Genomic DNA, 25,901 nt, shown 5'->3' on the forward strand with positions numbered 1-25,901 from the left:
TCGGACCCGGGCCCGGAGGACCAACGGCCCGTCCGAGCGCGGCTCCGAGCGACGCTCGGCGAGGGACCGATGACTATTCGGCCGATGCCCTTCGGACCTGTCGCCGCACCGCGCCGGCGGACCATCCTTGACACATGACATCCAGCATGCCCCGTTACCGCACACCGGGTTTCGGTGCGACCGCACTGCTGACGGCACTGCATTCGCCGATCGGCCGCGGCCTGCGCCACAACCTGTGCGAGCTGCGCTATGTGGCGCGAAAATCGGGGCGGGCCATCGCATTACCCGTTTCCTATGCCCGCTCGGACGACAGCGTCGTCGTCCTGGTAGGTCACGCCGGCACAAAGACGTGGTGGCGCAACTTTCGTTCCGAACGGCCGGTGGAGATCTGGCTGGACGGCCGGTGGCATAGCGGGACCGGGCATGTGGCCCAACCGGATTCGCTCGAACACGAGGAGGTGGCCGCGATCTATCAGAAGGCCTTTCCACGCACACCGGCGCCGATCACGGATCCGTTCGTGGTGGTCGACGTGGTGACCGCGCGCCCGGCCGGGTGAAGATCGCCGCCAGATCAGCCTCGGACTCCGGCTCGGCGAGCACAAGCACCTCGTCACCGGGCAGCAGCACGGTTTGGGCGCTGACGTTCACCAGACGGCCCTGCCGGATGATGACGCTGACCCAGAAGTCGGCCGCCGGTATGTCGGCGACGGTGACGCCGTCCGCGGCCGAACCCGCCGCGACGACGAAGCGCCGCAGCCCGTCCGGCTCCTCCTCGAAGCGCGCGCCCAACGCCCACGGCCGCGGGTTCACGATGCGCAACGGAACTCCGAGTCGCCCGGCCAGTGCGGGCACCGCGCCGCCCTGCACGATCACCGAGCAGGCGACGACGACGAAGATGATCTCGTACGCACGTGCCGCGTCGGTGACACCGGCCTGAAGTATGAAGGTGCCCAACAGAATCGGCACCGCACCCTTCAATCCGGTCCACAGCACGAAGGCGCGTTCGCCCCGGGTCAGATCCACCCGCCACAGCACCAGCCCGACCAGCGCGGGCCGGATCACCAGCAGCACTCCCGCCAACCCGAGCCCGATCCACAGCGCATCTCCCGCGAGAACGCCGTGCGGACCGGTGATCTGGATGGTCAGGCCCAGCATCACGAACGCCACGATTTCGGCCAAACTCGCCAGCGCCGAATGGAATCGCTGGATCTCCGGCTTGTACGGCGCCCGCTGGTCGCCGATCACGATCCCGGCCACCAGCACGGCGAGGAAGCCGGACCCACCTGCCAGCGTGGCGACCCCGTAGATCGCCATCGCGCACATCAGCACCCGCACCGAATACAGCCCGGCCGACGGCAGCGGCACCCGGCGCATGAACCACAGCAGGCCGAGCCCGCCCACCGCACCGGCCAGCAGCCCGACCGTCATCTGCAACGCGAACGCACCGAATGCGAATCCCACTGCGCCCAAGTCGAAATGGGTGGTGCCGAGCAGTACCGCAAGCAGGGCGATGCTGACCGGATCGTTCGCGCCGGACTCCCCCTGCAACAGCACACCGCTGCGGCCGCCGATCTCGCGGCGACCCAGTACCGAGAACACCACGGCGGGGTCGGTCGGCGACAGGGCGGTGCCGAGCAACATCGCGATCCGCCAGTCCAGGCCGAAGATCAGATGCGCGGCCAGCGCCAGCGCGACGGCCGTCAGCAGGGTTCCCGCGACGCCGATCAGGACGATAGGCCCGGCGGCGGATCGGAAACTGCGCCAACCGATCTGCATACCGCCGTCGAACAGGATCACCACCAGCGCGACCGTCACCACCCGGCCGACCAGGTCGACCGGCACCGACTCCAGCCACGGCCACGCATCCGAGACCACCGCGGCGCCCAGGAGAAACAGCGCGGGCGCCGGGATGGGGATCCACTCACCGAGCCGGTTCGACAGCACCGCGGCGAGGCCGACCAGCGCGGTGATCAGCAGCGCCACCGCGAACGGCGTCACATCAGCCATCGCGGCCCACGCGATATGGGAGATACGGGCATGGCGATACGAGCACGCGCGGGTCCTCTCGTAGCTCGGGCGAATGCGGAAGTCGCCGACCAGACTTCCCGGCACACCTGTACCAACCTTAACGGGCGGCCGGGGCCGACGCGGACAGGTGAGAGGGTGGCCGCATCAGCCCCGGTGCTCTCTCATACCCGAATACCTTGCGCTCCTCCTTCCCTCGACTGTCCAGTGCCGGTCACAACCCTGTCGGGTACGTCTCCGGCGTCATGCCCGTACTCCATTCGCTCGTCGGCTCCAGCGGTTCCAGCGCGGTCGTGTGATCGATGTGGATGAGCGCGTCGAATTGGTCCGCCACTCGGCTGTGGTAGTAGTGGCTCTGGCGTTCGGTGCCCGGCCGGTAGACCACGCCGATGGCGCGTTGCAGTCGCGGATGCCGCAGCGCTTCGGTCGCTTCGCCCGGAATATCGAAGCGCAGCAGGAATTCCGGCATACCGACGTCGTGCGCGAGCTCCTCGGCGCTGGACGGCAGCGAGGGCCGCACCGATTCGCGGATGGCGGGCCCGCCCCACTCGCTCGACGCGGTCACCGTGCCGATATGGGTGCTGAATCCGATGCAACGGCATGCGGCGCCGTATCTTTCGCGCACCAGCTGGCCGAGGGTCAGTTGATCCTCGGTGCCCATCTCGGTGGCGCGCGCGTCGCCGACGTGGGAGTTGTGCGCCCACACCACGATTCGCGCGGGCGGCCCGGCCCGGTCGACGGCCTGTTCGCCGTAGCGGTGCAGGTGGCCGACCAGCGCGTCGAGGGTATCGTCCATATGCCGGTCCCGCAGGTTCCACGACGACACCCGGTCACCGAACATGGCCCGGTAGTAGACCTCCGCGTCGCGCACCGACCAGGCGTTGCGCAGCGCGTCGAATTCCGCGTCCGCCGCGACGGGTTCGAGCTCGGTATGCGCGAGGCCGGCGCGCTGCATTTCGACGAGTTGCCGGATCGCCTGCGCCGCACAGGATTTGCCCGCGCCGAAGGCCGCGGCGAAACCGTATGCCTCGCCGTCGTCGCCCGCGACGTGATCGAAGCAGGCGTAACGGGTCCTGGCGCGCTGGGCCGCCCGCGGATCCACGCGGTCCAGGTAGTGCACCACCTCCTGCATCGATCGATGCATGCTGTAGAGGTCGAGGCCGTAGAAACCGGTGCGCGGCTTGCTGTTACGGATCTGCTGCCGGTTGTGCGCGTGCAGCCATTCGATGAAGTCGCGCACCACGGTGTTGCGCCACATCCAGGCCGGGAAGCGTTCGAATCCGCGCAGCGCCTCCTCCGCCGAGATATCGCCGCCCCGATCGTGCAGATAGCGGTTCACCCGGTAGGCATCGGGCCAATCGGCCTCGGCGCAGACGGCGGTGAAACCCTTGTGTTCGATCAGCCAACGGGTGATCTCCGCCCGCGCCGCGTAGAACTCGTGTGTGCCGTGCGAACTTTCGCCGATCAACACGATGCGCGCGTCACCGATCAGCTCGTCGAGGACGTGGTCCGGCGGCATCCCGCCGGGCGCCTCGATCGCCGCGGCGCGCACGGTCGCCACGATGTCGAGGGGCGGCACCGCCGTCCCGGTGGTGTCGGTGCCGAGCAGTACGCGCACCTGTTCGTCGGTGACCTGGGTGAAATCCCAGAACGAGTCGCCGACCGCGCGGAACGGGGAAGGCACTGTCGCGCAAACCATTTCGTCGACATAGCCGCCCAGTTCACGGCACGTCGATTCGGGCGCGGCGGGTACCGCGACGACGATCCGCTTCGGCTCGCCCATCCGGATCGCCTCGACGGCGGCGAACATGCTTGCGCCCGTTGCCAATCCGTCGTCGACCAGAATCACCGTCCGGCCCGCGACGGCCAGCGGTCCTCGGCCGCCGCGATAGGCGGCCTCCCGCCGATGCAACTCCTCCGCCTCGGTGTTCGCGATGGACCGCACCTGTTCCGGCGTCAGCCGCAGCGCGCGCACCAGATCGTCGTTGAGCACGATACGGCCGTCGGCGGCCAGCGCGCCGATCGCGAACTCCGGATTGCCCGGCGCGCCCAGTTTGCGTACCACCATGGCGTCCAGCGGCGCGTCGAGCGCCGCGGCGACCTCCCAGGCCACCGGAACGCCGCCGCGCGCCAACCCGAGCACCAGCAGGTCCGGCTCGCCGCGGTAGTGCTCGAGCAGTCCGCCCAGCACCCGGCCCGCCTCGTGCCGGTCCCGGAACACGCGGCGATGCGCGCCGGACCGCACCTCGGTCTCGGTCATAGTTCCTCCTTGCTCGAATGTCTTGTCGGTCAAGCGATTACCGCGCGCTGCTCGTTCGGTCCCCGAGCTGTCCCGCGCGCACCGGCAGGCCGAGCGCGCTGCGGTGGCAGGCCAAGGCCAGATCCGTCGCCGTCACCACCCCGGACAACCGGCCGAAGCGGTCGACGGCGGCGATCAGGTCCAGATCCGGCCGCAGCACGGCCCGTGACGCGGCCTCGCTCAGCAGGGTGTCCTCGTCGACCTTCGCGGCGGGCGGCAGCGGCCGGGCCGTCTTCGCGATCAACGCCGTGGGCCCGGCGGCGGTCATTTGGGCGGACAGATCGGCGTAGGACAGCACCGCGACCGGTCGGCCCGCCGAATCCACCACCGGGAACACCCGGTGGTGGGTGCGCATCGCGGGCGACCCGAGCACGTCGCCGATCGACCAGGCGATCGGAACGGAGACCGGATGTTCGCTCATCACATCGCGAATCCTGATGTCGCCCAACCGGTGTCGCAGTCCGGCCAGCGCCAGCTCACCGTTCGCCGCCGATAGCAGGAACCAGCCGAGCAGGATCAGCCACAACCCGCCGAAATTGACGGAAATGATCAGCTCGGCCGCGCCGAGGAACAGCATGACCATGCCGAGGATCCGGCCGTTGCGGGCGGCGACAGTCGCGGCGCGCAGCCGGTCACCGGTGGAACGCCAGACCAGCGCCCGCACCACCCGGCCGCCGTCCAGCGGGGCGCCGGGCAGCATATTGAACACGGCCAGCACCAGATTCACCGACGCGGCCCACACCAGCATCTGCAGCACCGGTCCTGTCGTGCCGAAGGCGACCAGCCCGGCGAGGCCGAACAGCAGCGCACCGATGCCGACGCTGGTCAGCGGGCCCGCGAGCGCGATCCACAGATCCGAGCGCGCATCCTTCGGTTCGTCGTCGAGTTCGGACACCCCGCCGAGCAACCACAGCACGATCCGCTCCACCCGCACCCCGGATCGGCGGGCCATGATCGAATGCGCCACCTCGTGCGCGACAAGCGAGACGAACAGCGTCACCGCGCCGATCACCGCGATCATCCAGGCGCCCAACGAATTTCCGTTGTCGTGCACCAGCGACTGCCCGAGCAGCAGAGTGAAGATGGCGAGCGTGACCAGCGCACTCCAGTGCGCGCCGATCCGGATGCCCGCGATGCGCCCCAGCGGGATGGTTTCGTGCAATGGCATGGCCTGTCTCCTCATGGCTCGCGGCGCTACTCGTGCGCCATACCCGCTCAGCCTGCGATGTCAACGTCCGCGGCCAAAGGGTCCAAGGTTGCCGACCGATGGGGCGATTGTCATGTCGCCGGATTCGCGCCGCCCGCGACCTTCGACCACCGACCGGGAGAACTAATGCCCTGTGCGCGGTCACCGAATCCGGATCGGATGGATGGCGTCCGCACAGCAAACTCTTTCGAGGAAGGCAGTTCCATGTCCGATCGATCCGATTCGACCGTGTATCTCGTGGGCGGGGGTATCGCGTCGCTGGCCGCGGCCGCGTTCCTGATCCGGGACGCCGGCGTGCCCGGTAGCAATATCCACATACTCGAGCAGTTGCCGATCACCGGCGGCTCGATGGATGGCGCGAAGGCGCCCACCGCCGAGGGCGGATACGTCACCCGCGGCGGCCGGATGTTCGAGGAGGAGCATTACTCCTGCCTGTGGAATCTGCTGGAGACCATTCCGACCATCGAGGATCCGGAGAAGTCGGTGCGTAGGGAGTTCCTGGAATTCAATGCCGCACATCCCACCCATGCGCGCGCCCGGATCATCCGGCGCGACCATTCGATCCCCGATGCCGAGGAATTGGGCCTGAGCCTGCGCGACCGCGCGGATCTGACGCGCCTGCTCGCGCTGCCCGAGCGGGTGATCGGCGCACGGCGCATCGAGGATTTCTTCCAGCCCGCCTTCTTCGACACCAATTTCTGGTGCATGTGGCGGACCACGTTCGCCTTCCAGAACTGGCATTCGGCGATCGAGCTCAAACGCTATTTCCTGTGCTTCGTGCAGGAATTCGAGCGCATCCACACCCTGGCGGGCGTGCGGCGGTCCAGGTACAACCAGTACGACTCGGTGATCGCGCCGATCGAGGCCTGGCTGCGCGGGCACGGCGTGCGGATCGAATTCGGCGTCACCGTCGACGATATCGGATTCGACTTCACCGATCCCGGCGCCCGGCGCGCGATTTCACTCGATCTGACCGAAACCGACGGTGTCGGAAGACATATCGAGCTCGGACGCAACGACTACGTCTTCATCACCAACGGCTCGATGACCGCCGACGCCACCTACGGCGATCGCAACACCGTCCCGGAACTGATCCGGGACAAGCGGGACGGATCGTGGCGGCTGTGGGAGACGCTGGCGAAGAAGGCCGACGACTTCGGCCGCCCGAATGCCTTCTGCGGCAATATCGACGAGAGCAAATGGGAATCGTTCACCCTCACCATGTACGACCGGACGCTGCTGGACCGGATCCAGAAGTACACCGGCAATCCGCCGGGCGAGGGCGCGCTGATGACGTGGAAGGATTCGTCCTGGCTGCTGTCGATCGTGGTGCCCGCCCAGCCGCATTTCCGCGACCAGGAGCTGGGCACCTACACGCTGTGGGGCTATGCCCTGTTCGGTGACGTGCCGGGCGATTACGTCGCCAAGACGATGGACGAGTGCACCGGCTCGGAGATCCTCGACGAACTGCTCGGGCATCTCGGCTTCGACGATATCGCCGACGACGTGCGGGCGGGCACCAAGGTCACCACCGTCCAAATGCCTTATATCGACGCGCAATTCGAGCGCCGGGTGGTGGAGGACCGGCCGCTGGTCGTGCCGGAGGGCGCGGCGAATTTCGCCTTCATGGGCCAGTTCGTGGAGATCCCGGAGGCGGTGGTGTTCACCGTGGAGTATTCGGTGCGGGCCGCCATGCTGGCCGTGTACCACCACTTCGGGGTGGACAAGCCGATCCCGCCGCTCTACCGGGGCCTGGATCATCCCGAGGTCGCCTGGCAGGCGCTGCGCACCGCGTTCCGCTGATCCCTCGAAACGATCAGGCGGGCACCGGATTCCAGTGCCCGCCTGATCCCTGCCGTCGACTATCGAGCAGCCGCGCTCCGGCGTTCCCGCAGTGTCTCCGGGCCCGCGTCCAGTGACCGGCCGAGCCCCTCCAGCGCCCGCACGGTCGCGCCGTGCTGGGCGACGAACCGCTCCCGCGCCGGTCCGCGCCGGAAGGTGATGAGCGCCTTGCCGCTGTGCAGCTGCCACATATGCCAGAACAGATACGGCACCACCAGCACGAAATTGATCGCGCCCCAAACCATCCAGACCTTCTCGTCGAACCATCCGGTGGACGGCATCACCTTCGGGAAGATGTTGTAGATGCCGATCACCAGCATCAGCGCCGCCAGCGTGTAGATCCGCGCGGTGATGTACAGCTCGGGCCTGCGCATGACCAGCGGATAGATCTCGGCCACCGCCAGAATGCAGATGCTGCCCGCGAAATGCTCCTCCTGCGGCGGGTAACCGCCGTAGGTGAAGCACAGATTCCACGAGGTGTAGAGGAAATTCCAGGCCATGGTGGTGAAGGCGATGAGTTCCGCATTGCGATCGCTGCCGATTTCCCAGAACCGCGGCGCGTACGGAATCGTCAGGCACAGGGCCAATCCGACGGCCGCATTCCAGTAATTGCCGATCTGCGCGTCGCGGACGGTGGCCTCGGTGATGTTCAGGAACAGAATTCCGTACGGGAACCACAGCGCCTTCGGATGACGCAGCAACCGCCAGATCGGGCCGTCGCGCAGTTCAGCCATCGAAACCCGCATCGCGCCGACAATGGTCAGCGGGATGAGTACGGAAAGTATTTTGGCCCAGGAGAACCAATTCACCAGGCCGATATGCCGTCCCGGGCCCCAGATCCACAGCGGGAACGTCAGTATCGACAGTCCCCAAACCCACAGCGAGGCCCGCGGATGCAGTTGCATGTAGCGGACCAGCCCCCACAGGATCGCGCAGAACACGATCATCGATAATGCGGTTACCCAGGTGAACGGCGCCGGGTTCCCGGTCACCGCCTCGGACGCGGCCAGCAGCATGGCGAAAACCCTTCGTTAGCAGTGTCGTTTGCTTCAGCAAACTGCGCGCGCATCGATGCCGGACAGGGAATTCGGTCCCCACATATGGCGGCCCGAGGTCCCGATTCGGTCGCGAATAGCACCCTGCCGCCGGATTTGTACAGGGCATCACGCCTCCTCTTTCCGAGGATTTCGGCGTAGCGCGCAAGACGGATCGACCCTTCTGCGGAATACCGCCCCGGCGGTGTGCTGAATGCGCTTCCGGATTCACCGGGTCAAAGGAGCTGCTATGCGTATCGGCCTCATCGCGCCACCGTGGGTTCCCGTTCCGCCGCCCGCATACGGCGGAACCGAAGCGGTGGTGGACAACCTCGCCCGCGGCCTCGCCGCACTCGGGCACGACGTCCGCCTGTTCACCGTCGGGGAATCGACCTGCCCGGTGCGCAAGTCCTTCCTCTACGACGAGGCGTTCACCCCGATCGGCGTCGCGGTGCCCGAGGCGGCGCACGTGCTGGCCGCCTACGAGGCGCTGGCCGATGTCGACATCATCCACGATCACACCGCGCTCGGCCCGCTGATCGGCCCGACCATCGACGGTCCGCCGGTGGTGTCCACCTGCCACGGGCCGTTCGATCCCATGAACGCGCGCAATATCGCCAGCTTCGCCGATCGCGTTGCGGTGGTGTCGATTTCACACAATCAGCGGCGCACGGCCGCACCGATTCCGATCGAGGCGGTGATCCACCACGGCATCGACCTCGACACCTATCGGTATGGTCCCGGCGGCGGCGGATTCCTGCTCTTCCTCGGCCGGATGAACGCCGCGAAGGGCGTGCACCGCGCGGTCGAATTCGCCCGGCTGGCCGGACGAAAGCTGGTGATAGTCACCAAGATTCGCGAGGCCGAGGAACACGCCTACTACGAGGAGCAGGTCCGCCCGCTGCTCGGCCCCGACGATCCGGAGCCACGCGAACTCGCCCTGCCCGACCGGGTCCGGCTGATGCAGGCCGCCGACGCGCTGATCAATCCGATCGATTGGCCGGAGCCGTTCGGTCTGGTGATGGCCGAGGCACTGGCCTGCGGCACACCGGTGCTCGCCTTCCCGAACGGCGCCGCGCCCGAGATCGTGGACCACGGCCGCACCGGATTCCTGTGTGCCGATACCGATTCCATGCTGGAGGCGATCGCGCACATACCCGATATCGACCGCAGAGACTGCCGTGCCGCCGCCGAGCGACGCTTCGACATGCACCGCATGGCCCGCGACCACGCGGCCCTCTACAGCCGCGTCCTGGCCACCACCCGGGCCCGCGAGCTCGCCCTGGTCGCACCCGAAACCGCCACGCTCACAACCGAAACGATCGCGATCGCCGGATGACGCTCGGCTACCACCACTATCTGCGCTGGCTCTACCGCACGGGGCGGCCGAATCTCTTCGCCCGCATCCAGAATCACTGGTCGGCAAGGTTTTTCGCCGCAGGCATCTGGCCGCGCCGGGTGGCCGCGCTCGGCATAAGTGGCCGCCGCAGCGGCCGGACGATCTGGTTCCCGGTGGTGATCACCGAATTCGAGGGCGCCCGCTACATCGTGTCGATGCTCGGCGACAAGGTCAACTGGGTGCGCAACCTGACCGTCGCCCACGGACATGCCGAGCTGCGGCACGGCATACGGGAGAAGGTCTGCCTGGTTCCCGTCCCACCGGAACAGCGCGCGCCGATCCTCTGGCGTTACCTGGAGGTCGCGCCGGGCGCGCGGCCGCACATTCCGGTCGCGCCGAATGCCGCACCCGCCGAATTCGAGCGAATCGCGGCCGATTATCCGGTGTTTCGTATCGAATCCGAAGTGCCAGGGGCGCAGCGCTGAACTCCTGCTCGGCGCGACCGGGGCCGCGGATCGATGGCGGCGCTTCACGACCCGCCCCCATCGCCCGATAACGGAAGATGCTGTGCGCAAACGGCTTCCACGAATTCACCGACCACCTGTTCGGGCAGTCTGCGCGCCAGGTCGGCCTCGGTGATGATGCCGACCAGTTTGCCGCGCTCGGTGACCGGGAGCCGCCGGATCTGCATCCGCTGCATCAGCTCCATCGCGTCCGCCAGCTCGGTCGCGACGTCGACGGTGTACAGCGCGGCGGCGCCCTGGGCCAGCTCGCCGGCGGTGGTCGACTTCGGATTCTGGCCGAGGGCAACGCATTTCACGACGATATCGCGGTCGGTGACGATGCCGACCGGATGTCCCTCGCCGTCGCAGATCGGCAGCGCGCCGATATCGAGCGTGCGCATCCGTTCGGCGGCGGCGGCCATGGTGTCGCGCACGCCGATGTGCACCACATCGGGCTGCATCACGACTTGTGCCGTGGTCATGGCGAGTTTCCTTCCTGCGGAGGATATTTCGATGATTCGACCATCGTCGCGACCGCACACCCGCCGCGACTAGGGAAGAAGGTCGCCGTTCGCCGGGATGGATGATTCGGAATTCCTGGTGACAAAGGTCCTCGGCGGCCACGCACTTCCTGCCCTGGCCCGCCGCGGCGGCCGGGCGCACAGTTGCCGGTACCGACGTCGAACGGATGCGAGGCGATGAACGATGATGGATATGTCCACCGACCTGGGACGGTTCCTGCACATGATGATGATGTGTCTGCACATGATGGGCGTGTTGCCGCCGATGCGGATGTGACCTTCGCACAGGTCGCGCCGCGGTCGGCTCGGACCGAGGAACGGTTCGACCCGGCCTGGTCTATCGTGGAGGAACCCGGAAACACTTTGCGCCGCAGGGTGTCCGAGGCTCTCTTCACGATCGGGGACGGCGGTGTCGCCACCCGCGGCTCGGTCGAGGAGGACGGACCGGATACCGCGCCCGGTGTGCTGGTCAACGGCGTGTACACCGGAACCGGTCCCGAACAGCATCTGCTCGACTGCCCACGCTGGACCGGCCTCACCATCGATCCGCCGATCGACGCCGACGAACGCGTCCTCGACCTGCGCGACGGCGTGCTGTACCGCCGCGAACCGGGCGGCGACTTCCGGAGCCTGCGCTTCGCCTGCGCGGACCGCCCCGGCGTTGCCGTACTGCGCGCGGAGGCCGCCCCCGGGCGGCTGGCACCGGACCCCATGCTGGAACCCGCGCCGAGTTCGACGGACACCACCACAACGACCGTCGGCGAGGATCAAAGCCTCTGTCTGCGAACGGAATCCAGCACCGGTGGGGTCGTCGTGGCGGTCGCTGCCCAGCGGGTTACCGACGAAGCCACGCACCGCCGGGTCGACCGTATCGTCGCCTATCAGGCCCGGCCCGGCATACCCGACCGCTTCGCGTCCGCTCGGGAGCTCGGTGTCGACCGGCTGCTCGCTGCCCACCGAGCCACCTGGGCGCACCGCTGGGAGCAGGTCGGCATCGATCTCCCCGACGACCCCGAAGTCGAACTCGCCGTGCGGTTCTCACTCTTCCAACTGTGGAGCAACACGAACGCGCACGGCGAATCGGCGGTCGGTGCGCGCGGGCTGTCCGGCCCGGGCTACCGCGGCCACGTCTTCTGGGACGCCGATATCTTCGTCCTGCCCGCGATGGCGAGCATCGATCCCGACGCGGCGGCGGCCATGCTCGCCTATCGGTTGCGCGGGCTGCCCGCCGCCAGGGCCAGAGCCCGCGCGGAAGGCGCACGGGGAGCACGGTTTCCGTGGGAGTCGGCCGCCGACGGCACCGATGTGACGCCGCGCAACGGCTACCTCGGCGGGGTGCCGGTACCGATACTGACCGGCACCCAAGAGGAGCACATAACCGCCGATATCGCCTGGGCGGCAGACCATTTCGCGGAGTGGACCGGCCGCCTGGACTGGCTCGGCACCGAAGGCCGCGAGCTGCTCACCGACACCGCCCGCTACTGGGTGTCCCGGTTCCGGCTCGATCCGGACGGCCGCGCCCACCTCGACGACGTCATCGGACCCGATGAATACCACGAATCGGTGTGCGACAACGCCTTCACCAATGTGCTCGCCCGCTGGAACCTGCGCCGCGCCGCCCGGCTCGAACCGCGCGACGCGGCCGAGGCCGCCGAATTCGCGGCCTGGCGGTGGCTCGCGGAACGCGTTGTCGACCAACATCATCCGGACGGCCGCTACGAACAGTTCACCGGATACTTCGATCTGGAGCCGCTGCTGGCCGCCGAGGTCGCGCGGCCACCGGTCGCCGCCGATGTCCTGCTCGGCCAGGCCCGAGTGGCCGGATCCCAGCTCATCAAACAACCCGATGTGCTGATGCTGCACCACCTGATTCCGGAGGAGGTCGATTCGCTCGCCGCGAACCTCGATTACTACGGCCCGCGCACCACGCACGGTTCCTCGCTGTCCCCCGCCATCATGGCGGCGCTGCTGGCCCGGGCCGGACGCCCGCACGCCGCGCTGGACATGCTGCGCCGCGCCCTGCGGATCGATATGGACGATCACACCGGAACCACCGCGGCGGGCCTGCATCTCGCCGCACTGGCCGGGGTGTGGCAGGCGATGCTCACCGGATTCGCCGGTATCCGGGTGCGAGACGGGGTATTGCGTATCCGCCCCGCATTGCCCGGCGGCTGGGGACGATTCGGTATCGCCTTCGGCTGCCTCGGCAGATGGGTCCGGCTCGACATCGGCCGGGACGGCGTCGGCATCCGCTGCGACGGTCCGCTGACCGTCGCGGTGGACGATGCGCCCCCGATCCTGGTGTCGGGCGAAACCTGGTGTGCCACAAAGCGACAGGGAGTCTAGATGAATTCATCCGAGCAATTGCCCCGCGACGCCGTCCGCGGTCCGGCGACCGCGGCAGCACCCTACTATGTGCTGTGCCGCGGCTCGACGACCGTCGCCGCGGTGGCGGACGCGCTGGCCGACGTGATCTGCGGCCAGGTCTATCGCCAATCCGGCGACGCGCCCGCCGAGGTCTTCCTGCGCGCGCTGGCCGACCCGGCCATCGCACTCGGCGTGCTCGCCCGCGATGCCGCGGCCTGGCCGATCGTGCAGGCCACCGCCAAACCGGTTGTGCTTGTGCCGGAGGGTATTCCGCATTCGGTGATCCAGCGGGTGCTGGTACCGCTCGACGGGACCGAGGAGGCGACCGCCGCGGTCGCCGAGACCGTGCAGCTGTTCCGCACCGCCGGAACGGAGCTCATCGTGTTGCACGTGTTCGACCGCAAAACCGTTCCGGCGTACTGGGATCAGGCGGCGCACGCCAGGACCGGCTGGGAGGACGAATTCCTCGCCCGCTACTGCACACCGTACTTCTCCGGCCCGAATCAGAAACTCACGCTCCGCAACGGAGCGCCCGGTGAGACGGTTGTCGATGTCGCCGCCGAATCCGCCGATCTGATCGTCCTCGGCTGGTCGCAGCAGGTGCGGCCGGGCCGCGCGGAGACCGTGCGGCGCACCGTCGCCGCGGCCACGGTGCCCGTACTGCTGGTACCGACGTCACCGCACGAGAGGTCTTCCGGCACTGGGACGAACCCTCCCGCGAGAGGTTTCCTCTTATCATGACCTACACGGCGAATCTCGACTTCGGCAAGGCGTTCGGCGCATCCCCGGTCTGCCCCGGGTGCGGGGCGGAAGACGTCTTCATAGCGGACGGCCAGAGCGATGTCCTGTTCCGCTGCCGCAATTGCGGCATGCAGTGGCATGTCCCACACGAATACGAGCATCAGCCCCAGCCGATTGCGGGCTAGGCCCACGATGCTCTCCAGCTAGAGCAGGCTTTCCAGGGCGGCGGTCAGCAGATACGTTGTCTCGTCCGCGATTCGGTGCAGTTCGGCGATGGCCGACTCCGCGAGTCGCGGAGCGACCACGTCCACCGTCGTCTGCCCGGCCACCGTCCGGACCAGCACGGGATTCGTCAGCAGCGGCACCGCGCCCCGTGCGTCGGCGGCCAGCGCACGACGGACCAGCCGGGACCCGCAGGCCACCAGCACGGCCTCGTCGGCGTCGCGCCCGTGTCCGGCGGGGTCCAGATCGAGCGTCGTGATCATGTCGAATCCGTGCTCGCGCAACGCATTCGCGATTCGCGGCACGGCGGCCGCGAGCGGCTCGCTCATCCGGGCCGAGATCGTCGGCTCCGGTGCGACCGGAATCATCAACTCGATGGTCAGCTCGGATACGGTGTCGATATCCTCCGGCGCGATGTGGAAGACCTCGGTCAGCGGTCCGATGGTGCGCATATTCGATGCGCGAACCCACTGTTCCAGCGCCCGATGAGCGGTGTCGATACTGCCGTATCCGCCGCGATGCCAGGTCCTGGCGACCAGACCCGGTGCGACCGTGCGCACCTCGGTATCGGGCGTCGGCGCGGGCGCCCGCATGATCGGCACCGCGAAATCGACCGCTACCCGGTCGGAGCCCGGGATCTCGCGGAAGGTAGCCGACGGCGCGCCGACCATCTCCAACCCGGCCGCGTCGACCAGCTCGAACAGTTCGCGAATACCGGCGATGATGTCGGAATCGTCTCGGCGGCCTGGTATTTCGCGCCGCATCAGCAACTCGGTGTACGCGGTCGCCTCGGCGACACCCACCGGGTCGGTGGTTCTGGACAGCACGGATATCGCATCGGCATCCGGAACGACGAGTCGCGCGCCGTCGCGCCGCGACCGACCCGGATGCGCCGACCGGTCTATCCCGATCACCGCGGCGAAACCGCCGCCGCTCGCGACGGCGGCGACCTCCTCGACCACGACCGTGCGGGAGGGCAGCACACCGAGCTGCCGTGCTGTCTCGTAAAGTATTGCGGGAGAGGGCCTTTCAGGCAGCTCCAACTCGGACGCGATCTGCCCGTCGACACACGCGATGAACTCGTGTTCCAGCCCGGTGGCGGCGAGGATATCCCTGCCGTTCCCGTGCACCGAGTACACGCCCGTCGCGATCCCGGCCTGATGTAGCCGCCGGACCAGCGACATGGTCGACTTCTGTACCGGCACACCGCGTTCCAATTGTTCCCCGAGCAGCCGCTGTTCGCGGTTGGCCAGTGCGTGCACGCTTTGCGCGCCCGGCGGATCGGCCGGATCGCCGAGCGGCAGCGAAATCGACCGCGACGCCAGGAAATGCGTTATCCCATCAAGTCGCGGCTTACCGTCGAAGTAGGTGTGGTAGTCGGCGGCCCGGAACGATCGGCGATCCGCGCCCGCGCGCCGGGAAAGCACATCGTCGAAGACCTCGCGCCAGATATCGGCGCGCAGGGCGACGGTATCGACGACGACGCCGTCGAGGTCGAATATCACCGCATGGTGCACCCACGGATCGATCACGGTCGATATCGTGTCCATCTCGATGCCTTTCTTCCGGTCCTGCCCATGGGCGGCGGCCGCGACCGCCGCCCCGGATTCCATTGCCGCTCAGGAGGATTTGATCGCGATATGCTTTTCGGCGGGCGCGACCGTCTCGGCGACGGGCACCGAAACGGTGAGGATGCCCTTGTCGTAGGTCGCGGCGATCTCGTCTTCCTTGGCGCCGGCCGGCAGCGCGACCGAGCGGACGAAGGAGCCGTAGCTGAACTCCGACCGTCCCTTGGTCTCCTGCCGTTCGCTGCGCTCGGCCTTGATGGTCAGCACACCGTCGCGGACGGTGATAGTGACGTCCTTATCCGGATCCATACCCGGCATTTCGGCGTGCACCAGGTACTTGCCATCGGCCATCTCGTCCTCGACCCGGAGCAGCTTGCCCTCCATGACCGGGCGCACGGTCTCGAAGAAGGGGAACCCGGCGAAGAAGTCGGACAGCTCGGGGAACAGCGACTGGGAGCGGCGATGCGCGGGAAGCAGACTCATGATTCACTCCATTTATATTGGGAGACTGATACTTTCGATTCGAGCAGAGGTCCGGTCCGCCCGGCTAGGGACCGGGGTCCCGGCTGCCGGTGTCATTTGTCGTCGCCGCGGTAGCCCTAAGTCCGCACGGGTTCGGATCTCCGGTCCTCGGATACCGTGCGAACTTCCGCGATAAACGCGTCGACCGTCGAGCGCTGGAATATATCGGTGCCCGGCAGCAGCACGGTCGCGGCAGCGGCGGCGACACCGTATTCGCAGGCCGCCAGACAGGACGCGCCGGCGGCCAGCCGATAGGTGAGCGCGCCGATCAGGCTGTCGCCCGCGCACGCGTCGCTGCGCGGCGGCAGCGGCGGCGGTGGCGCGGAAATCCGGTGGTGCGCTTCCTCGTTCGAATACACCGCGCCGAGCGCGCCGACCGTCGTCACCGCGTGCACCGTCGCGCCGAGATCCAACAGATACTCGTTGGCGGCACGGGCCGCGGCGAAGCCGTCGATCGGCGCGCCGATCAGCGCGGACGCCTCCCTGCGGTCGAGCCGGATCAGGAAAGCCCGCTCGCGCAACACATTTCGCAGCTGCGCGCCGGCGATATCCAGCACGATCCTGGTGTCGTACCGCCGCATCCGTTCGACCAGCTCGGCGCAGAAGTTCTCGTCGAACCCGGACGGCACGCTGCCGGTGACGACCAGATACGGATAGCGCGGCGCCACCGCGAGTATCGCCTCCATACAGCGCCTGGTATCGGCCGCCGACAGCGGCGCGCCGTCCGGCACGATGTGAAAGCTGTGGCCGGTGAACTGTTCACCGACGACGAAGGCGTTCCTGGTCTCGGCGCCCACCTCGATGGGTTGATGCGCGAGTCCTTCCGCGTCGAGCAGCCGGTTCAGCAGCTGCCCGACCTCACGTCCCGCGGTGTGCAGGGCCATCGCGGACCCGCCCAACCGGGTGACGCAGCGCGCGACGTTGATGCCGCCGCCACCACCGCGTACCGAACGCACCCGCGCCCGGTTCTTCCCCTCGCCGACCAGCCGGTCCACCTCGAAGGTGGTGTCGACGGCCGGATTCAGCGTCGCTGTCAGAATCATGCGATCAGCGTCGGTATTCGGGGGCGGTGCGCCGTAGAGCCGAAGGACCCCGATCGGACGTCATTGGTCGCGCGACGCCGCGACAGGGACCATCGTCCCCGGAGTACGGGCGCAAGTTCCATATCGGTCGCGCGCGGATCGGCCGACACTGGCTTGCATGACCGACAGCACCGCGTTCACCGAGCAATTCGTACCGGATCGACCGACCATGCTGGCGGCCACGCGGCTGGCCGGCCGAGCACCGTCGGTGCACAACACCCAGCCGTGGCGCTTGGTGTTCGACGGCACCCGGCTACACCTGTTCCGCGACAACGATCGGCTGCTCGTTTCCGCCGACCCGAACGGCAGGCAGCTGGTGATGAGCTGCGGCGCGATGCTGCACCACCTGCGGACCGCCTTCGCCGCGTACGGGTGGCACACCGATACGCTGCGCCTGCCCGATCCCGGGCGGCTGGACTACCTCGCCGTCGTCGACTTCCGCCGCTGGCCGGATCCGCCCGCCGGGGTACGCGCCCGGGCCCGCGCCATCGAACACCGGCGCACCGACCGGCTGCCGATGCTGCCCCCGGCCGACTTCGACGAACTCCTGCACACCACTCGCATGCTGGTACATCCGCACAACCTCGAACTCGACGCCCTGCCCGAGGACGCGCGCGACCGGCTCACCGTCGCCTCGCAGCACGCTGCGGCCGTGCGCCGCTACGATATGGAGTATCAGACCGAATTGCATTGGTGGACAGGGCATACCAGCGGCCCGGAGGGTGTGCCGAAGAGTGTCCTGGCCTCGGATGCGGAATTCGCCCGCGTCGGCGTCGGCCGCACCTTCCCGTCGGCGCCGCATTCGGCCCGCCGCGGCGAACTGGCGGCCGATCAGGCGCGGCTGCTGGTGCTGAGCTCGACCGGAGATTCGGTGCTGGAGTGGCTGCACACCGGTGAGGCGCTCTCGGCGGTGCTGCTCGAATGCACCGTCGCCGGAGCGGCCAGCTGCGCGCTGACCCACATCACCGAACTGCCCGCGGAACGCAAAACCATTGCGGCACTGCTGCCGAACCCCAACCTGCCACAGGTGGTGATCCGGGTGGGCGCCGCGCCCGCGGACGAGGACCAACAGCTCTCGCCCCGCCGCCCTGTCGCCGACATCCTCACGTTCCACCAGCTCTGAGCCGCATAGAGACTCGGCCGATGCGCCGAGCGGGATCTGGCCGTGGCAGTCCCTCCTTCGTCCTGCGCCACGGCCATTTCCCGTATCCGAACAGAAACACCCGCGCATCCCCGAACCGGGTGCGCGGGTGCATCTTTCGGGTTACCCGACCGGCACGGCCACCGCTCGCGCACGGGCGAGCAGTTCGGCGGTCGCGCGCTCGATACCGTCGGCGATCAGCGCGATATCGGGTGTGCTGTCGAAATCGCCGGTGATGCCGTAGGCCAGCTGGTCCCGGTAACTCAGGATGGCGATGCCGGTGCGCAGGCGCATCGCGATCGGCGCGTACGCCAGGATTTCCACCACCTCCCGACCGAGCAGGCGCAGCGTCCGACGCGGCCCGGGAACATTGGTGGCCAGCCCGGCGACCGAGTGCTGCGGGTAGCGCAGCACCGACCGCACGATCCAGGCGATCGACGCGAACGGCAGCCAATTCGCCAATTCCAGTATCGAATTCGCGGCCGACGCCTCGCCGCGACGCTTGTGCCGTGCCATCCGCTCGTGCACTGCGGCCAATTGTGCCACCGGATCCGCCAATTCGATCGGAAGTAAGGGCAGCATCGCCGAAACACGGTTGTCCAAAACATTTTTCGCATCCGTCGCACGCGTGGACACCGGTGCGAGAATGCGCAGCTTGTCCGGCGTCGGCTCCTCGCCGCGGGCCAGCAGCACCGCGCGGAACGCCGCCGCCACCGCGGCCAGCGCGACATCGTTCACGGTGGCCCCGAACGCCACGCCGATCTCACGCACCGCCGAAAGGCTGGTGCGGGCGACGGCGTAGCGGCGCTGGCGGCCTATCGGCCCGTTCAACGACGAATCCGGCGCAGGCGCAAGGGCATCCATTATCAGCGGCACCGCGCCGAGCACCGCCTTCGGCGCATCGATCGGCAACCGCAACCCCTTGGCGAGCAGTCCGAGCGGATCCCGACGGGTGCGCTCGACCGCCGGGCGCACCGAATTCCCCTGCGGCCCTTCGCAGAGCCGTTCGAACAGGGTGATACCAGAGATGCCATCGACCATGCTGTGGTGCACCTTCACGATCAGCGCCCAGCGTCCGCCGGTCAGCCGTTCGACGACGATGCACTGCCACAGTGGGTGATCCCGGTCCAGTCGCTCCTCCATCACGGAGGCGATCAGCTCGTTCAACGCCGCGTCGTCGCCGGGCTCCGGCAGGGCCATCCACCGAATGTGGTGGGCCAGACCGAAATTCGGGTCGTCTACCCATTCGGGTGCGGCCATATCCCAGCGCGCCCTGCGCACCTTCTGGCGCAGCCTGGCATCGGCGTCGAGGTGATCGCGCAGCGCCGCGATCACCTCCGCGCGGCCCGGCTGCGCACCGGCCACGATCGCCACCGCACAGATCCCGGCACTCACGTGTCGATCCGTGTCCTCCAGTTCCATGAATCCCGCATCCAACGGGCCTAATCCGGTCATCGCCCAATCCGTCCTGCGTCGATGTGGCGTCGATCACGCGGCGCCGATTCGGCCGGGACGACTCACCACCGCTTCATGGTGCCGGTGTGGCCGGGCGCCGCGGCAGATGCGTTGGCCATCACGACGCGGGACGTTCGCCCCCGCGCACCACGATCATCGGGCAGTCCGCCGAATGCAGCAGCGCGTTGCTGGTGGAGCCGAGCACCATGCTCGCGAATCCGCCCCGGCCCCGGCTGCCGACCACCAGCAGTTGCGCATTCGCCGACTCCTCCAGCAATGAACGAACGGGACGGTCGCTCTTGACGATTCGGCGCACCGACACCTCCGGATACCGCTCCGCGAAGCCGGCCAGGCTCTCCGCGAGCAGTGCCTCCTCGCTCTGCCGGGCGGCATCCCAACCGGCGAGCGGCATTTCGATACCGCTGGCATCGCTCCAAGTGTGCAGCGCGACCAGCCCGACCTTCCGCAGTGAAGCCTCGGCGAAGGCGAGTTCAATTGCGGGCACGCTGTTTTCGGTGCCATCGACGCCGACCAGCACCGGTTTCGTCATCGAGACCGCGTCGATCGCCGAAATGCCGTGGATGACCGCCACCGGGCAGCGCGCGTGCCGGGTGACCGCGGTGCCGACCGAACCGAGCAGCCCGCGCTGGAACGCGCCGAGCCCGCGGCTGCCGACCACCAGCATCGCCACCTCGGCCGAGCGGTCCAGCAGAGTCGGGATGATAAGGGCGAAGGACAGTTCCGTCGTGATGTGCAGTTCGGTGCTCGAGGTCGCCTGCCTGGCGACGCGTGCGGCCTCGGCCAGGACGCGTTCGCCGTCGCGGCGCAGCCATTCCAGATCGGCCCCGCCGAGCGACATTTCGGGCCCGGAGCCGGTGGAGATCGCCATCGATGTGAGGATGTGCAGCGGGCGGCGGTGCAGTGCCGCGTCGACCGCCGCCCAGGCCACCGCCTGATACGAGCTCGCCGAACCGTCGACCGCCGCGAGTATCTGATTCGTTGACATGACTCCAGGGTGCTACGCGCCACCCGCCGACGGCAGGGACCAAGGTCCCAGGACGACATGCCATCGGAGGCCAACCGGGCCGACGCGGGCCGAAAGTCACCGTGCGGGTGGCGGTTCGGCACTGTGCCCACTGATCACCCGCACGTAGCGTCGAGATAGTCCGCTGCCCGGAATACCGGGTCCGGCGAAGGAGAAAAGGATGCGGGCACGCGTCGTCTACGAATCGATGTGCGGCAGCACCGCCGCGCTGGCCGCCGCCATCGCCGATGGGCTCGGCGAATACGGAACGGTCGATGTGGTGAGCGTGGCGGCCGCCGGCGAGCAGCCGGAGCCGACGGTGGATCTGCTGGTGGTCGGCGGGCCGACGCATCTGCTCGGCATGAGCCGACCGTGGACCAGGCGGCGCACCGCCGGACATACCGATGCCGAGGTCGTCACCGATCTCGGCATCCGCGAATGGCTGGCCGGCGCGCATCCGGCATTACCCGGCGCGCGGGCGGCCACCTTCGACACTCATGTCCCGCGGCCGGCACGGCTGGCCGGTTCGGCCGCGCGTGACGCGGCAAAACACCTGTGCCGCTTGGGTTATGCGCTCGCCGACGATCCGATGGACTTCGTCGTCGACCGCGTCGGCGGCCCACTGCGCGCCGGCGAGCTGGCCCGCGCGCGAGCCTGGGCTCGCCGGCTGGCCCGCACCGAGGCCGCATACCTCGCATCACAGGAAGGGTAGGAAATCCCATGTCATACCGCATCACCGTGGTCGAATCGAGCCCGCACACCCTGCTGGAACTGCGCCGCGCGGTCCGCGCCGAGCACGCGGGCGACGATATCGCCGCGGGCATGCGCGAACTCTATGATCTGGCGGACCGCACCGGCCTGGCCCCCGCGGGCCCGCCGTCGACGACCTATCGCGGCGCGGTCGGACCCGGCCGGGCCACCGAGGTCGTCTTCGGGCTTCCGGTCACCTCCGGACTGGTAGGCGGTGCGGCGGAACAGGTTTCGGTTCGCCCGATCGCGCCCGGGCTGTTCGCGTACACCACCCATCACGGCGACTTCCAGCGGATCGGCGAGGCCTACCGCGCGCTGGAGGAATGGGTGCGCGCCTCGCATTTCCGTCCCGTCGGCCCGTCCACCGAGGTCTATCTCGTCGCCCCGGACGAGGCGGTGCATCCGCACGATCTGGTGACCGAGATCCGGATACCCGTCGCGGCCGCCGAACTGGCCACCCGCATCGCCGTATCCTTCGGCCAAGCCGTTGGGCTGACTCGAGATGCTTTGGCGGAACAGGGTTTCGGCCTACTCACCGAAATCGATGTGCGGGCGACGATGCGCGCGAAACTCGGCGTGGAGATGGAGGATTATCTCATCCTCGGCGCCTACAACCCCGAACTCGCCCACCGCGCACTGGATATCGACCGGCACATCGGGCTACTGCTGCCCTGCAATGTAGTGGTGCGCACGGCCGAAGGGGCAGCCATCGTCGAGGCGATGGACCCGGATCTGTTGCTGGACCGGGACGCTCAGCCCGCGCTCTACTCGGTCGCGCGGGAAGCCAGGTCCCGTTTGGCGGCAGCGCTCGAGAACATCGAAAAGCGTTCGGCCATACCATAAGTCAGCCGGCGGCCCGGTCACTGCCCAAAGGGTCGAGCAGCTCATCGATCGGCCGCCGCGGCGCGGGTGGCAGCCGCACCGCGCCCGCGGGCAGCCACCCGATACGGATCACCGCCTGTGGATGGGCGCGGTTGTCCAGCACCCCGGACCGGATCCGGCCGCGCAGCTCGGGAATCTCCAGCGGCTCGGTGAGCAGGCAGGTGGCCAGGCCGACATTGGCCGCGGTCAGCAGCACGGCGCTCAACGCCTCCCCCGCCGCCAGCCTGGACGGCCGGTCGTCGTAGGCGGTGCCGACCACCAGCAGTTCCGCGTAGTCCGGTTCTTTGGTCGGATCGACGAGCCCCGGCTGGGCGAACTCCCTGGTCGGAATGCCCTGTCCGGCGCGCGGCGGCGGCACGCTCCAGGATGGCACGCCGTCGTTCGTATCCCGCCTGCCACTCCAATTCGCCAGCTCCAGTCGATATTCCGAATTCCCCGCATGTCTGCGGCCCGCCTCGTACATCGCCGCGACCAGGCAATCCCGCGCGGCATTCGCGGCGCGCCGGACAATGCCGCCCTGCGCCCCGGCCCGCTCGCTGACCAGTCCGAGATATCCGGGCGGAATCGGCCAGGAGCTGAAGTGTCTGCGGTCGGTCTGCCGAGTCGAAATGGCCTCGGCGAGCGCGATTTCCGTGCCGGTCGGCCGGTGCCGTACCAATTCCAGCATGGCCAGATGCTCCGGATCGGCACGGTCCGGCAGCCGGTGCACAATGGCCGACCAGCCGAGCGAGGCGAACGCGATGCGCAGATGATGTAGGGCCGCACCGCAGCTCACCAGCGCGTCGCGCTGATCGGGATCGGTCGCCCGCAGCGTTCTGGCCGGGTCGAGATACAGGTGTACCGCACCGTCGCCGATCTGGAAACGCCAGGGCTGGGTGTTGTGCACCGAGGGCGCGCGCACCGCGAGCGACAGTGCCGCACGGATCGTTTGCTCATCGGGCCGTACACGGTTCATGGTGGTTCCATCCGTTCCCTTCGTCGCATCGATACCAAGGCTGCCATCGGATACCTCATGCCGGTTAGGGCAGGAATGCCCGAACTCGCGGGACTTTCTCGAAACCGCCGGAAGTCCCGCCCAGCCGGTGACCTTCGGCCATCACCTCGCGCCCCTCGGGCGCGACATGCTTGGGCTACTACTCCGACGGGTCGAAAGGGACTGCCCCATGCCGGAATTCGCGGCGCCCGCGCAGGTGCGGGAAACCCACACCGGGCTCGTGCTGCTCTACGGTGACCGGGCCTACAAAATCAAGAAGGCCATCCGCACGGACTTCCTCGACTTCGGCACCCCGGAGCTACGTGAGCGAGCCTGCGCGCGCGAGGTCGGGCTGAACCGCCGACTCGCGCCGGATGTCTATCTGGGCGTCGCGCATCTGACCTCACCCACCGGCGGCCCCGATGAACCCGTCGTCGTCATGCGCCGGATGCCGGAGGACCGCAGGCTCACCACCGTGCTCGCCGACCCCGAACGAGTCGGCTCCGAGCTGACGGCGCTGGTCCAGGTGCTCGCGCTGTTCCACCACAGCGCCAGGCGCGGAACGGAAATCGACGCGGAGGGCAGGCCCGACGCGCTGCGCACCCGCTGGCGGATACTCCTGCACAGCCTGAGCGAGCAGCCCGCCGACATCATGGATCCGGCGCTGCTCGCCCGGATCGACGAACTCGCCATGCGCTATATCGACGGCCGAGAGCCGCTGCTGCACAACAGAATCGCCGAGGGCAACTTGCTCGACGGACACGGCGACCTGCTCGCCGAGGATATCTTCGCGCTGTCCGACGGTTTCCGGGTGCTCGACTGCCTCGACTTCGACGACCGGCTTCGTTATGTCGACCGGATCGACGATATCGCCTTCCTGGCAATGGATTTGGAATTCCTCGGCCACGCGGACCCGAGCGAGCGCCTGTTCGACGACTACCAGGCGATCACCGGCGACCAGGCCCCCGCGTCGCTGTGGCACCACTACATCGCCTACCGCGCATTGGTTCGCGCGAAGGTCGATACCATCCGTTTCGCACAGGGCGAGCTCGCGGCGCGGCATCGCGCGCACCGGCATCTGCGGATCGCGCTGGATCATCTCGAGGCCGCCGAGGTGCGGCTGATGCTGGTCGGTGGCCTCCCAGGGACCGGTAAATCCACTGTGGCGCACGCACTTTCGTCGGCCACCGGTGCGGTGACACTATCCGCCGACCGGCTGCGCCGGGAGCTGCGCGCCACCGGTGAGGTGACCGGCGCGACCGGAATCCTCGATGCCGGAGCGTATTCCGCGGCGGCCAAGGCCCGGGTGTACACCGAACTGCGCATCCGCGCGCACGCGCTGCTCACGGCCGGTGTCTCGGTGATCCTGGACGCCAGCTGGATCGATCCGGACGAGCGGCGGCGCGCCGCCGAGCTCGCCGCCGCCACGCACGCCGAACTCCGGCAGATCCGATGCGTCTGCCCCGCGACCGTCGCGAACCACCGGCTCCGGGACCGCGCCGCGGGCGATTCGGACGCCACCCCGGCCATCGCGGCCGCCATGGCCGACAAGGCGGCCGATTGGCCCGGCGCGACCCCGATCGACACCGGGCGTCCGCTCCCCGACACCCTCACCGACGCGCTGCGCGAGTGGTACGCCGGTCCCGCGAAAACTAGGGACTTTGGTCCCGAATCGGAGGTCGAGCGCCCCTGTGTCGGTGGGAAAATCTCCGTAGGCTGAGGAAATGGCGAAGACAGGTGACTACCGGTGATAAAGGTATTTCTGGTCGACGATCACCACATCGTGCGGCGCGGCGTCGCCGATTTGATCGGCGCCGAACCCGATCTCGACGTGATCGGTGAGGCGGGCAGCGTATCCCAGGCGCTGGCCCGCATCCCCGCGTTGCGCCCCGACGTGGTGGTGCTGGACGTGCGGCTACCCGACGGCAACGGCATCGAACTCTGCCGCGACCTGCTGACCCAGCATCCGGAGCTGCGCTGCCTGATCCTCACCTCGTTCACCGACGAGCAGGCCATGCTCGACGCCATCCTGGCCGGCGCCAGCGGCTACGTGGTCAAGGATATCGGCACGCTGGAATTGGTCGACGCCATCCGCGAGGTCGGTGCGGGTAGATCGCTGCTGGACAATCGGGCCGCCGCCGCGCTGATGGCGAAGCTGCGGGAGGAGGCCGAGGCCAAATCCGGCCCGCTGGCCGGGCTCACCGATCAGGAGCGCACGCTGCTCGAGCTGCTCGGCGAGGGACTCACCAACCGGCAGATCGCGGGCCGAATGTTCTTGGCGGAGAAGACGGTCAAGAATTACGTGTCCCGGCTGCTGACCAAATTGGGAGTGGAGCGGCGCACCCAGGCGGCCGTGATGGCCTCCAAGCTCAACACTCCCACGAAGAGGGAGTGAGCCGCGGCC

23 protein-coding genes are annotated in these 25,901 nt (G+C 68.2%); 12 read left to right on the forward strand and 11 right to left on the reverse strand.

The window, feature by feature from the left end; all coding sequences use genetic code 11:
* Positions 1–134: 134 nt before the first annotated feature.
* Positions 135–557 (forward strand): nitroreductase/quinone reductase family protein, encoded by a 423-nt coding sequence (locus F5544_RS23465; protein ID WP_167475189.1) that lies wholly within the window; start codon positions 135–137, stop codon positions 555–557.
* On the opposite strand, the gene F5544_RS23470 is transcribed toward F5544_RS23465, so the two are convergent.
* The 3 genes from F5544_RS23470 to F5544_RS23480 all read right to left on the reverse strand — a co-directional run bounded on the left by F5544_RS23470 (position 505) and on the right by F5544_RS23480 (position 5,492).
* The gene (locus F5544_RS23470) at positions 505–2,007 is read right to left on the reverse strand and encodes a cation:proton antiporter (RefSeq protein WP_167475190.1); all 1,503 of its coding nucleotides are present in this window, start codon (positions 2,005–2,007) and stop codon (positions 505–507) included. The two genes, F5544_RS23465 and F5544_RS23470, sit on opposite strands and share 53 nt — an antisense overlap.
* Positions 2,008–2,239: 232 nt before the next feature.
* Positions 2,240–4,285: an erythromycin esterase family protein gene (locus F5544_RS23475; protein WP_174867391.1), complete on the reverse strand. Its 2,046-nt coding sequence runs from the start codon at positions 4,283–4,285 to the stop codon at positions 2,240–2,242.
* A gap of 37 nt (positions 4,286–4,322) precedes the next feature.
* Positions 4,323–5,492, reverse strand: a complete 1,170-nt coding sequence (locus F5544_RS23480; protein WP_167475191.1) for a site-2 protease family protein — start codon at positions 5,490–5,492, stop codon at positions 4,323–4,325.
* Between the two features lie 198 nt (positions 5,493–5,690).
* On the opposite strand from F5544_RS23480, the gene F5544_RS23485 reads away from it, so the two are divergent.
* Positions 5,691–7,334 (forward strand): oleate hydratase, encoded by a 1,644-nt coding sequence (locus F5544_RS23485; RefSeq protein ID WP_167475192.1) that lies wholly within the window; start codon positions 5,691–5,693, stop codon positions 7,332–7,334.
* Between the two features lie 59 nt (positions 7,335–7,393).
* On the opposite strand, the gene F5544_RS23490 is transcribed toward F5544_RS23485, so the two are convergent.
* Positions 7,394–8,389, reverse strand: coding sequence for a hypothetical protein (locus tag F5544_RS23490; protein ID WP_174867393.1), 996 nt, complete (start codon positions 8,387–8,389; stop codon positions 7,394–7,396).
* A 268-nt stretch (positions 8,390–8,657) separates the two neighbouring features.
* On the opposite strand from F5544_RS23490, the gene F5544_RS23495 reads away from it, so the two are divergent.
* Complete coding sequence (locus F5544_RS23495; RefSeq protein ID WP_167475193.1) at positions 8,658–9,746, forward strand: glycosyltransferase; 1,089 nt, start codon at positions 8,658–8,660, stop codon at positions 9,744–9,746.
* Complete coding sequence (locus tag F5544_RS23500; protein ID WP_167475194.1) at positions 9,743–10,231, forward strand: nitroreductase family deazaflavin-dependent oxidoreductase; 489 nt, start codon at positions 9,743–9,745, stop codon at positions 10,229–10,231. Before F5544_RS23495 ends, F5544_RS23500 begins: the two co-directional genes overlap by 4 nt.
* 44 nt (positions 10,232–10,275) lie before the next feature.
* Here the strand turns inward: F5544_RS23500 and F5544_RS23505 are convergent, their stop codons facing one another.
* Positions 10,276–10,731, reverse strand: coding sequence for a CBS domain-containing protein (locus F5544_RS23505; RefSeq protein WP_167475195.1), 456 nt, complete (start codon positions 10,729–10,731; stop codon positions 10,276–10,278).
* Between the two features lie 273 nt (positions 10,732–11,004).
* On the opposite strand from F5544_RS23505, the gene F5544_RS23510 reads away from it, so the two are divergent.
* The 3 genes from F5544_RS23510 to F5544_RS23520 are packed head-to-tail and all read left to right on the forward strand — an operon-like array spanning position 11,005 to position 14,063.
* Positions 11,005–13,116: a glycoside hydrolase family 65 protein gene (locus F5544_RS23510; protein ID WP_167475196.1), complete on the forward strand. Its 2,112-nt coding sequence runs from the start codon at positions 11,005–11,007 to the stop codon at positions 13,114–13,116.
* A complete protein-coding gene (locus F5544_RS23515; RefSeq protein ID WP_167475197.1) occupies positions 13,117–13,878 on the forward strand; it encodes a universal stress protein in 762 nt (253 codons plus the stop codon). It abuts the gene before it with no gap.
* Positions 13,875–14,063 carry a hypothetical protein gene (locus tag F5544_RS23520; protein ID WP_167475198.1) on the forward strand — a complete coding sequence of 63 codons (189 nt, stop codon included), beginning with the start codon at positions 13,875–13,877 and terminating at the stop codon, positions 14,061–14,063. Before F5544_RS23515 ends, F5544_RS23520 begins: the two co-directional genes overlap by 4 nt.
* A gap of 18 nt (positions 14,064–14,081) precedes the next feature.
* Here the strand turns inward: F5544_RS23520 and F5544_RS23525 are convergent, their stop codons facing one another.
* The 3 genes from F5544_RS23525 to F5544_RS23535 all read right to left on the reverse strand — a co-directional run bounded on the left by F5544_RS23525 (position 14,082) and on the right by F5544_RS23535 (position 17,233).
* Positions 14,082–15,650, reverse strand: coding sequence for an HAD family hydrolase (locus F5544_RS23525; RefSeq protein WP_167475199.1), 1,569 nt, complete (start codon positions 15,648–15,650; stop codon positions 14,082–14,084).
* A gap of 69 nt (positions 15,651–15,719) precedes the next feature.
* Positions 15,720–16,154: an Hsp20/alpha crystallin family protein gene (locus F5544_RS23530; protein ID WP_428847178.1), complete on the reverse strand. Its 435-nt coding sequence runs from the start codon at positions 16,152–16,154 to the stop codon at positions 15,720–15,722.
* A 113-nt stretch (positions 16,155–16,267) separates the two neighbouring features.
* A complete protein-coding gene (locus F5544_RS23535; RefSeq protein WP_167475201.1) occupies positions 16,268–17,233 on the reverse strand; it encodes a 1-phosphofructokinase family hexose kinase in 966 nt (321 codons plus the stop codon).
* Positions 17,234–17,390: 157 nt separating this feature from the next.
* On the opposite strand from F5544_RS23535, the gene F5544_RS23540 reads away from it, so the two are divergent.
* Complete coding sequence (locus tag F5544_RS23540; RefSeq protein WP_167475202.1) at positions 17,391–18,395, forward strand: Acg family FMN-binding oxidoreductase; 1,005 nt, start codon at positions 17,391–17,393, stop codon at positions 18,393–18,395.
* A 141-nt stretch (positions 18,396–18,536) separates the two neighbouring features.
* On the opposite strand, the gene F5544_RS23545 is transcribed toward F5544_RS23540, so the two are convergent.
* Complete coding sequence (locus tag F5544_RS23545) at positions 18,537–19,808, reverse strand: wax ester/triacylglycerol synthase family O-acyltransferase (protein ID WP_238846605.1); 1,272 nt, start codon at positions 19,806–19,808, stop codon at positions 18,537–18,539.
* Between the two features lie 178 nt (positions 19,809–19,986).
* Complete coding sequence (locus tag F5544_RS23550) at positions 19,987–20,874, reverse strand: universal stress protein (protein ID WP_167475204.1); 888 nt, start codon at positions 20,872–20,874, stop codon at positions 19,987–19,989.
* Positions 20,875–21,073: 199 nt separating this feature from the next.
* Between F5544_RS23550 and F5544_RS23555 the strand changes: the two genes are divergently transcribed.
* Together F5544_RS23555 and F5544_RS47325 are read left to right on the forward strand one after the other, a co-directional pair.
* Positions 21,074–21,604 (forward strand): hypothetical protein, encoded by a 531-nt coding sequence (locus F5544_RS23555; protein WP_167475205.1) that lies wholly within the window; start codon positions 21,074–21,076, stop codon positions 21,602–21,604.
* Positions 21,605–21,612: 8 nt separating this feature from the next.
* The gene (locus tag F5544_RS47325) at positions 21,613–22,485 is read left to right on the forward strand and encodes a DUF302 domain-containing protein (RefSeq protein WP_167475206.1); all 873 of its coding nucleotides are present in this window, start codon (positions 21,613–21,615) and stop codon (positions 22,483–22,485) included.
* 1 nt (position 22,486) lies between these two features.
* On the opposite strand, the gene F5544_RS23565 is transcribed toward F5544_RS47325, so the two are convergent.
* A complete protein-coding gene (locus F5544_RS23565) occupies positions 22,487–23,479 on the reverse strand; it encodes an Acg family FMN-binding oxidoreductase (protein WP_167475207.1) in 993 nt (330 codons plus the stop codon).
* Positions 23,480–23,687: 208 nt separating this feature from the next.
* Here F5544_RS23565 and F5544_RS23570 point away from each other — a divergent pair, with 208 nt between their 5' ends.
* The gene (locus tag F5544_RS23570; protein WP_167475208.1) at positions 23,688–25,217 is read left to right on the forward strand and encodes an AAA family ATPase; all 1,530 of its coding nucleotides are present in this window, start codon (positions 23,688–23,690) and stop codon (positions 25,215–25,217) included.
* Between the two features lie 27 nt (positions 25,218–25,244).
* The gene (locus F5544_RS23575; RefSeq protein ID WP_167475209.1) at positions 25,245–25,892 is read left to right on the forward strand and encodes a response regulator transcription factor; all 648 of its coding nucleotides are present in this window, start codon (positions 25,245–25,247) and stop codon (positions 25,890–25,892) included.
* Positions 25,893–25,901 lie beyond the last annotated feature (9 nt).

It is taken from the genome of Nocardia arthritidis (genome assembly GCF_011801145.1).
Lineage (GTDB): Bacteria > Actinomycetota > Actinomycetes > Mycobacteriales > Mycobacteriaceae > Nocardia > Nocardia arthritidis_A.

Coding starts and splice junctions, on each gene's coding strand:
- F5544_RS23465 (WP_167475189.1), top strand. CDS start 135: ATGACATCCAGCATGCCCCGTTACCGCACACCGGGTTTCGGTGCGACC.
- F5544_RS23470 (WP_167475190.1), bottom strand. CDS start 2,007: ATGGCTGATGTGACGCCGTTCGCGGTGGCGCTGCTGATCACCGCGCTG.
- F5544_RS23475 (WP_174867391.1), bottom strand. CDS start 4,285: ATGACCGAGACCGAGGTGCGGTCCGGCGCGCATCGCCGCGTGTTCCGG.
- F5544_RS23480 (WP_167475191.1), bottom strand. CDS start 5,492: ATGCCATTGCACGAAACCATCCCGCTGGGGCGCATCGCGGGCATCCGG.
- F5544_RS23485 (WP_167475192.1), top strand. CDS start 5,691: ATGGATGGCGTCCGCACAGCAAACTCTTTCGAGGAAGGCAGTTCCATG.
- F5544_RS23490 (WP_174867393.1), bottom strand. CDS start 8,389: ATGCTGCTGGCCGCGTCCGAGGCGGTGACCGGGAACCCGGCGCCGTTC.
- F5544_RS23495 (WP_167475193.1), top strand. CDS start 8,658: ATGCGTATCGGCCTCATCGCGCCACCGTGGGTTCCCGTTCCGCCGCCC.
- F5544_RS23500 (WP_167475194.1), top strand. CDS start 9,743: ATGACGCTCGGCTACCACCACTATCTGCGCTGGCTCTACCGCACGGGG.
- F5544_RS23505 (WP_167475195.1), bottom strand. CDS start 10,731: ATGACCACGGCACAAGTCGTGATGCAGCCCGATGTGGTGCACATCGGC.
- F5544_RS23515 (WP_167475197.1), top strand. CDS start 13,117: ATGAATTCATCCGAGCAATTGCCCCGCGACGCCGTCCGCGGTCCGGCG.
- F5544_RS23520 (WP_167475198.1), top strand. CDS start 13,875: ATGACCTACACGGCGAATCTCGACTTCGGCAAGGCGTTCGGCGCATCC.
- F5544_RS23525 (WP_167475199.1), bottom strand. CDS start 15,650: ATGGACACGATATCGACCGTGATCGATCCGTGGGTGCACCATGCGGTG.
- F5544_RS23535 (WP_167475201.1), bottom strand. CDS start 17,233: ATGATTCTGACAGCGACGCTGAATCCGGCCGTCGACACCACCTTCGAG.
- F5544_RS23540 (WP_167475202.1), top strand. CDS start 17,391: ATGACCGACAGCACCGCGTTCACCGAGCAATTCGTACCGGATCGACCG.
- F5544_RS23550 (WP_167475204.1), bottom strand. CDS start 20,874: ATGTCAACGAATCAGATACTCGCGGCGGTCGACGGTTCGGCGAGCTCG.
- F5544_RS23555 (WP_167475205.1), top strand. CDS start 21,074: ATGCGGGCACGCGTCGTCTACGAATCGATGTGCGGCAGCACCGCCGCG.
- F5544_RS47325 (WP_167475206.1), top strand. CDS start 21,613: ATGTCATACCGCATCACCGTGGTCGAATCGAGCCCGCACACCCTGCTG.
- F5544_RS23565 (WP_167475207.1), bottom strand. CDS start 23,479: ATGAACCGTGTACGGCCCGATGAGCAAACGATCCGTGCGGCACTGTCG.
- F5544_RS23570 (WP_167475208.1), top strand. CDS start 23,688: ATGCCGGAATTCGCGGCGCCCGCGCAGGTGCGGGAAACCCACACCGGG.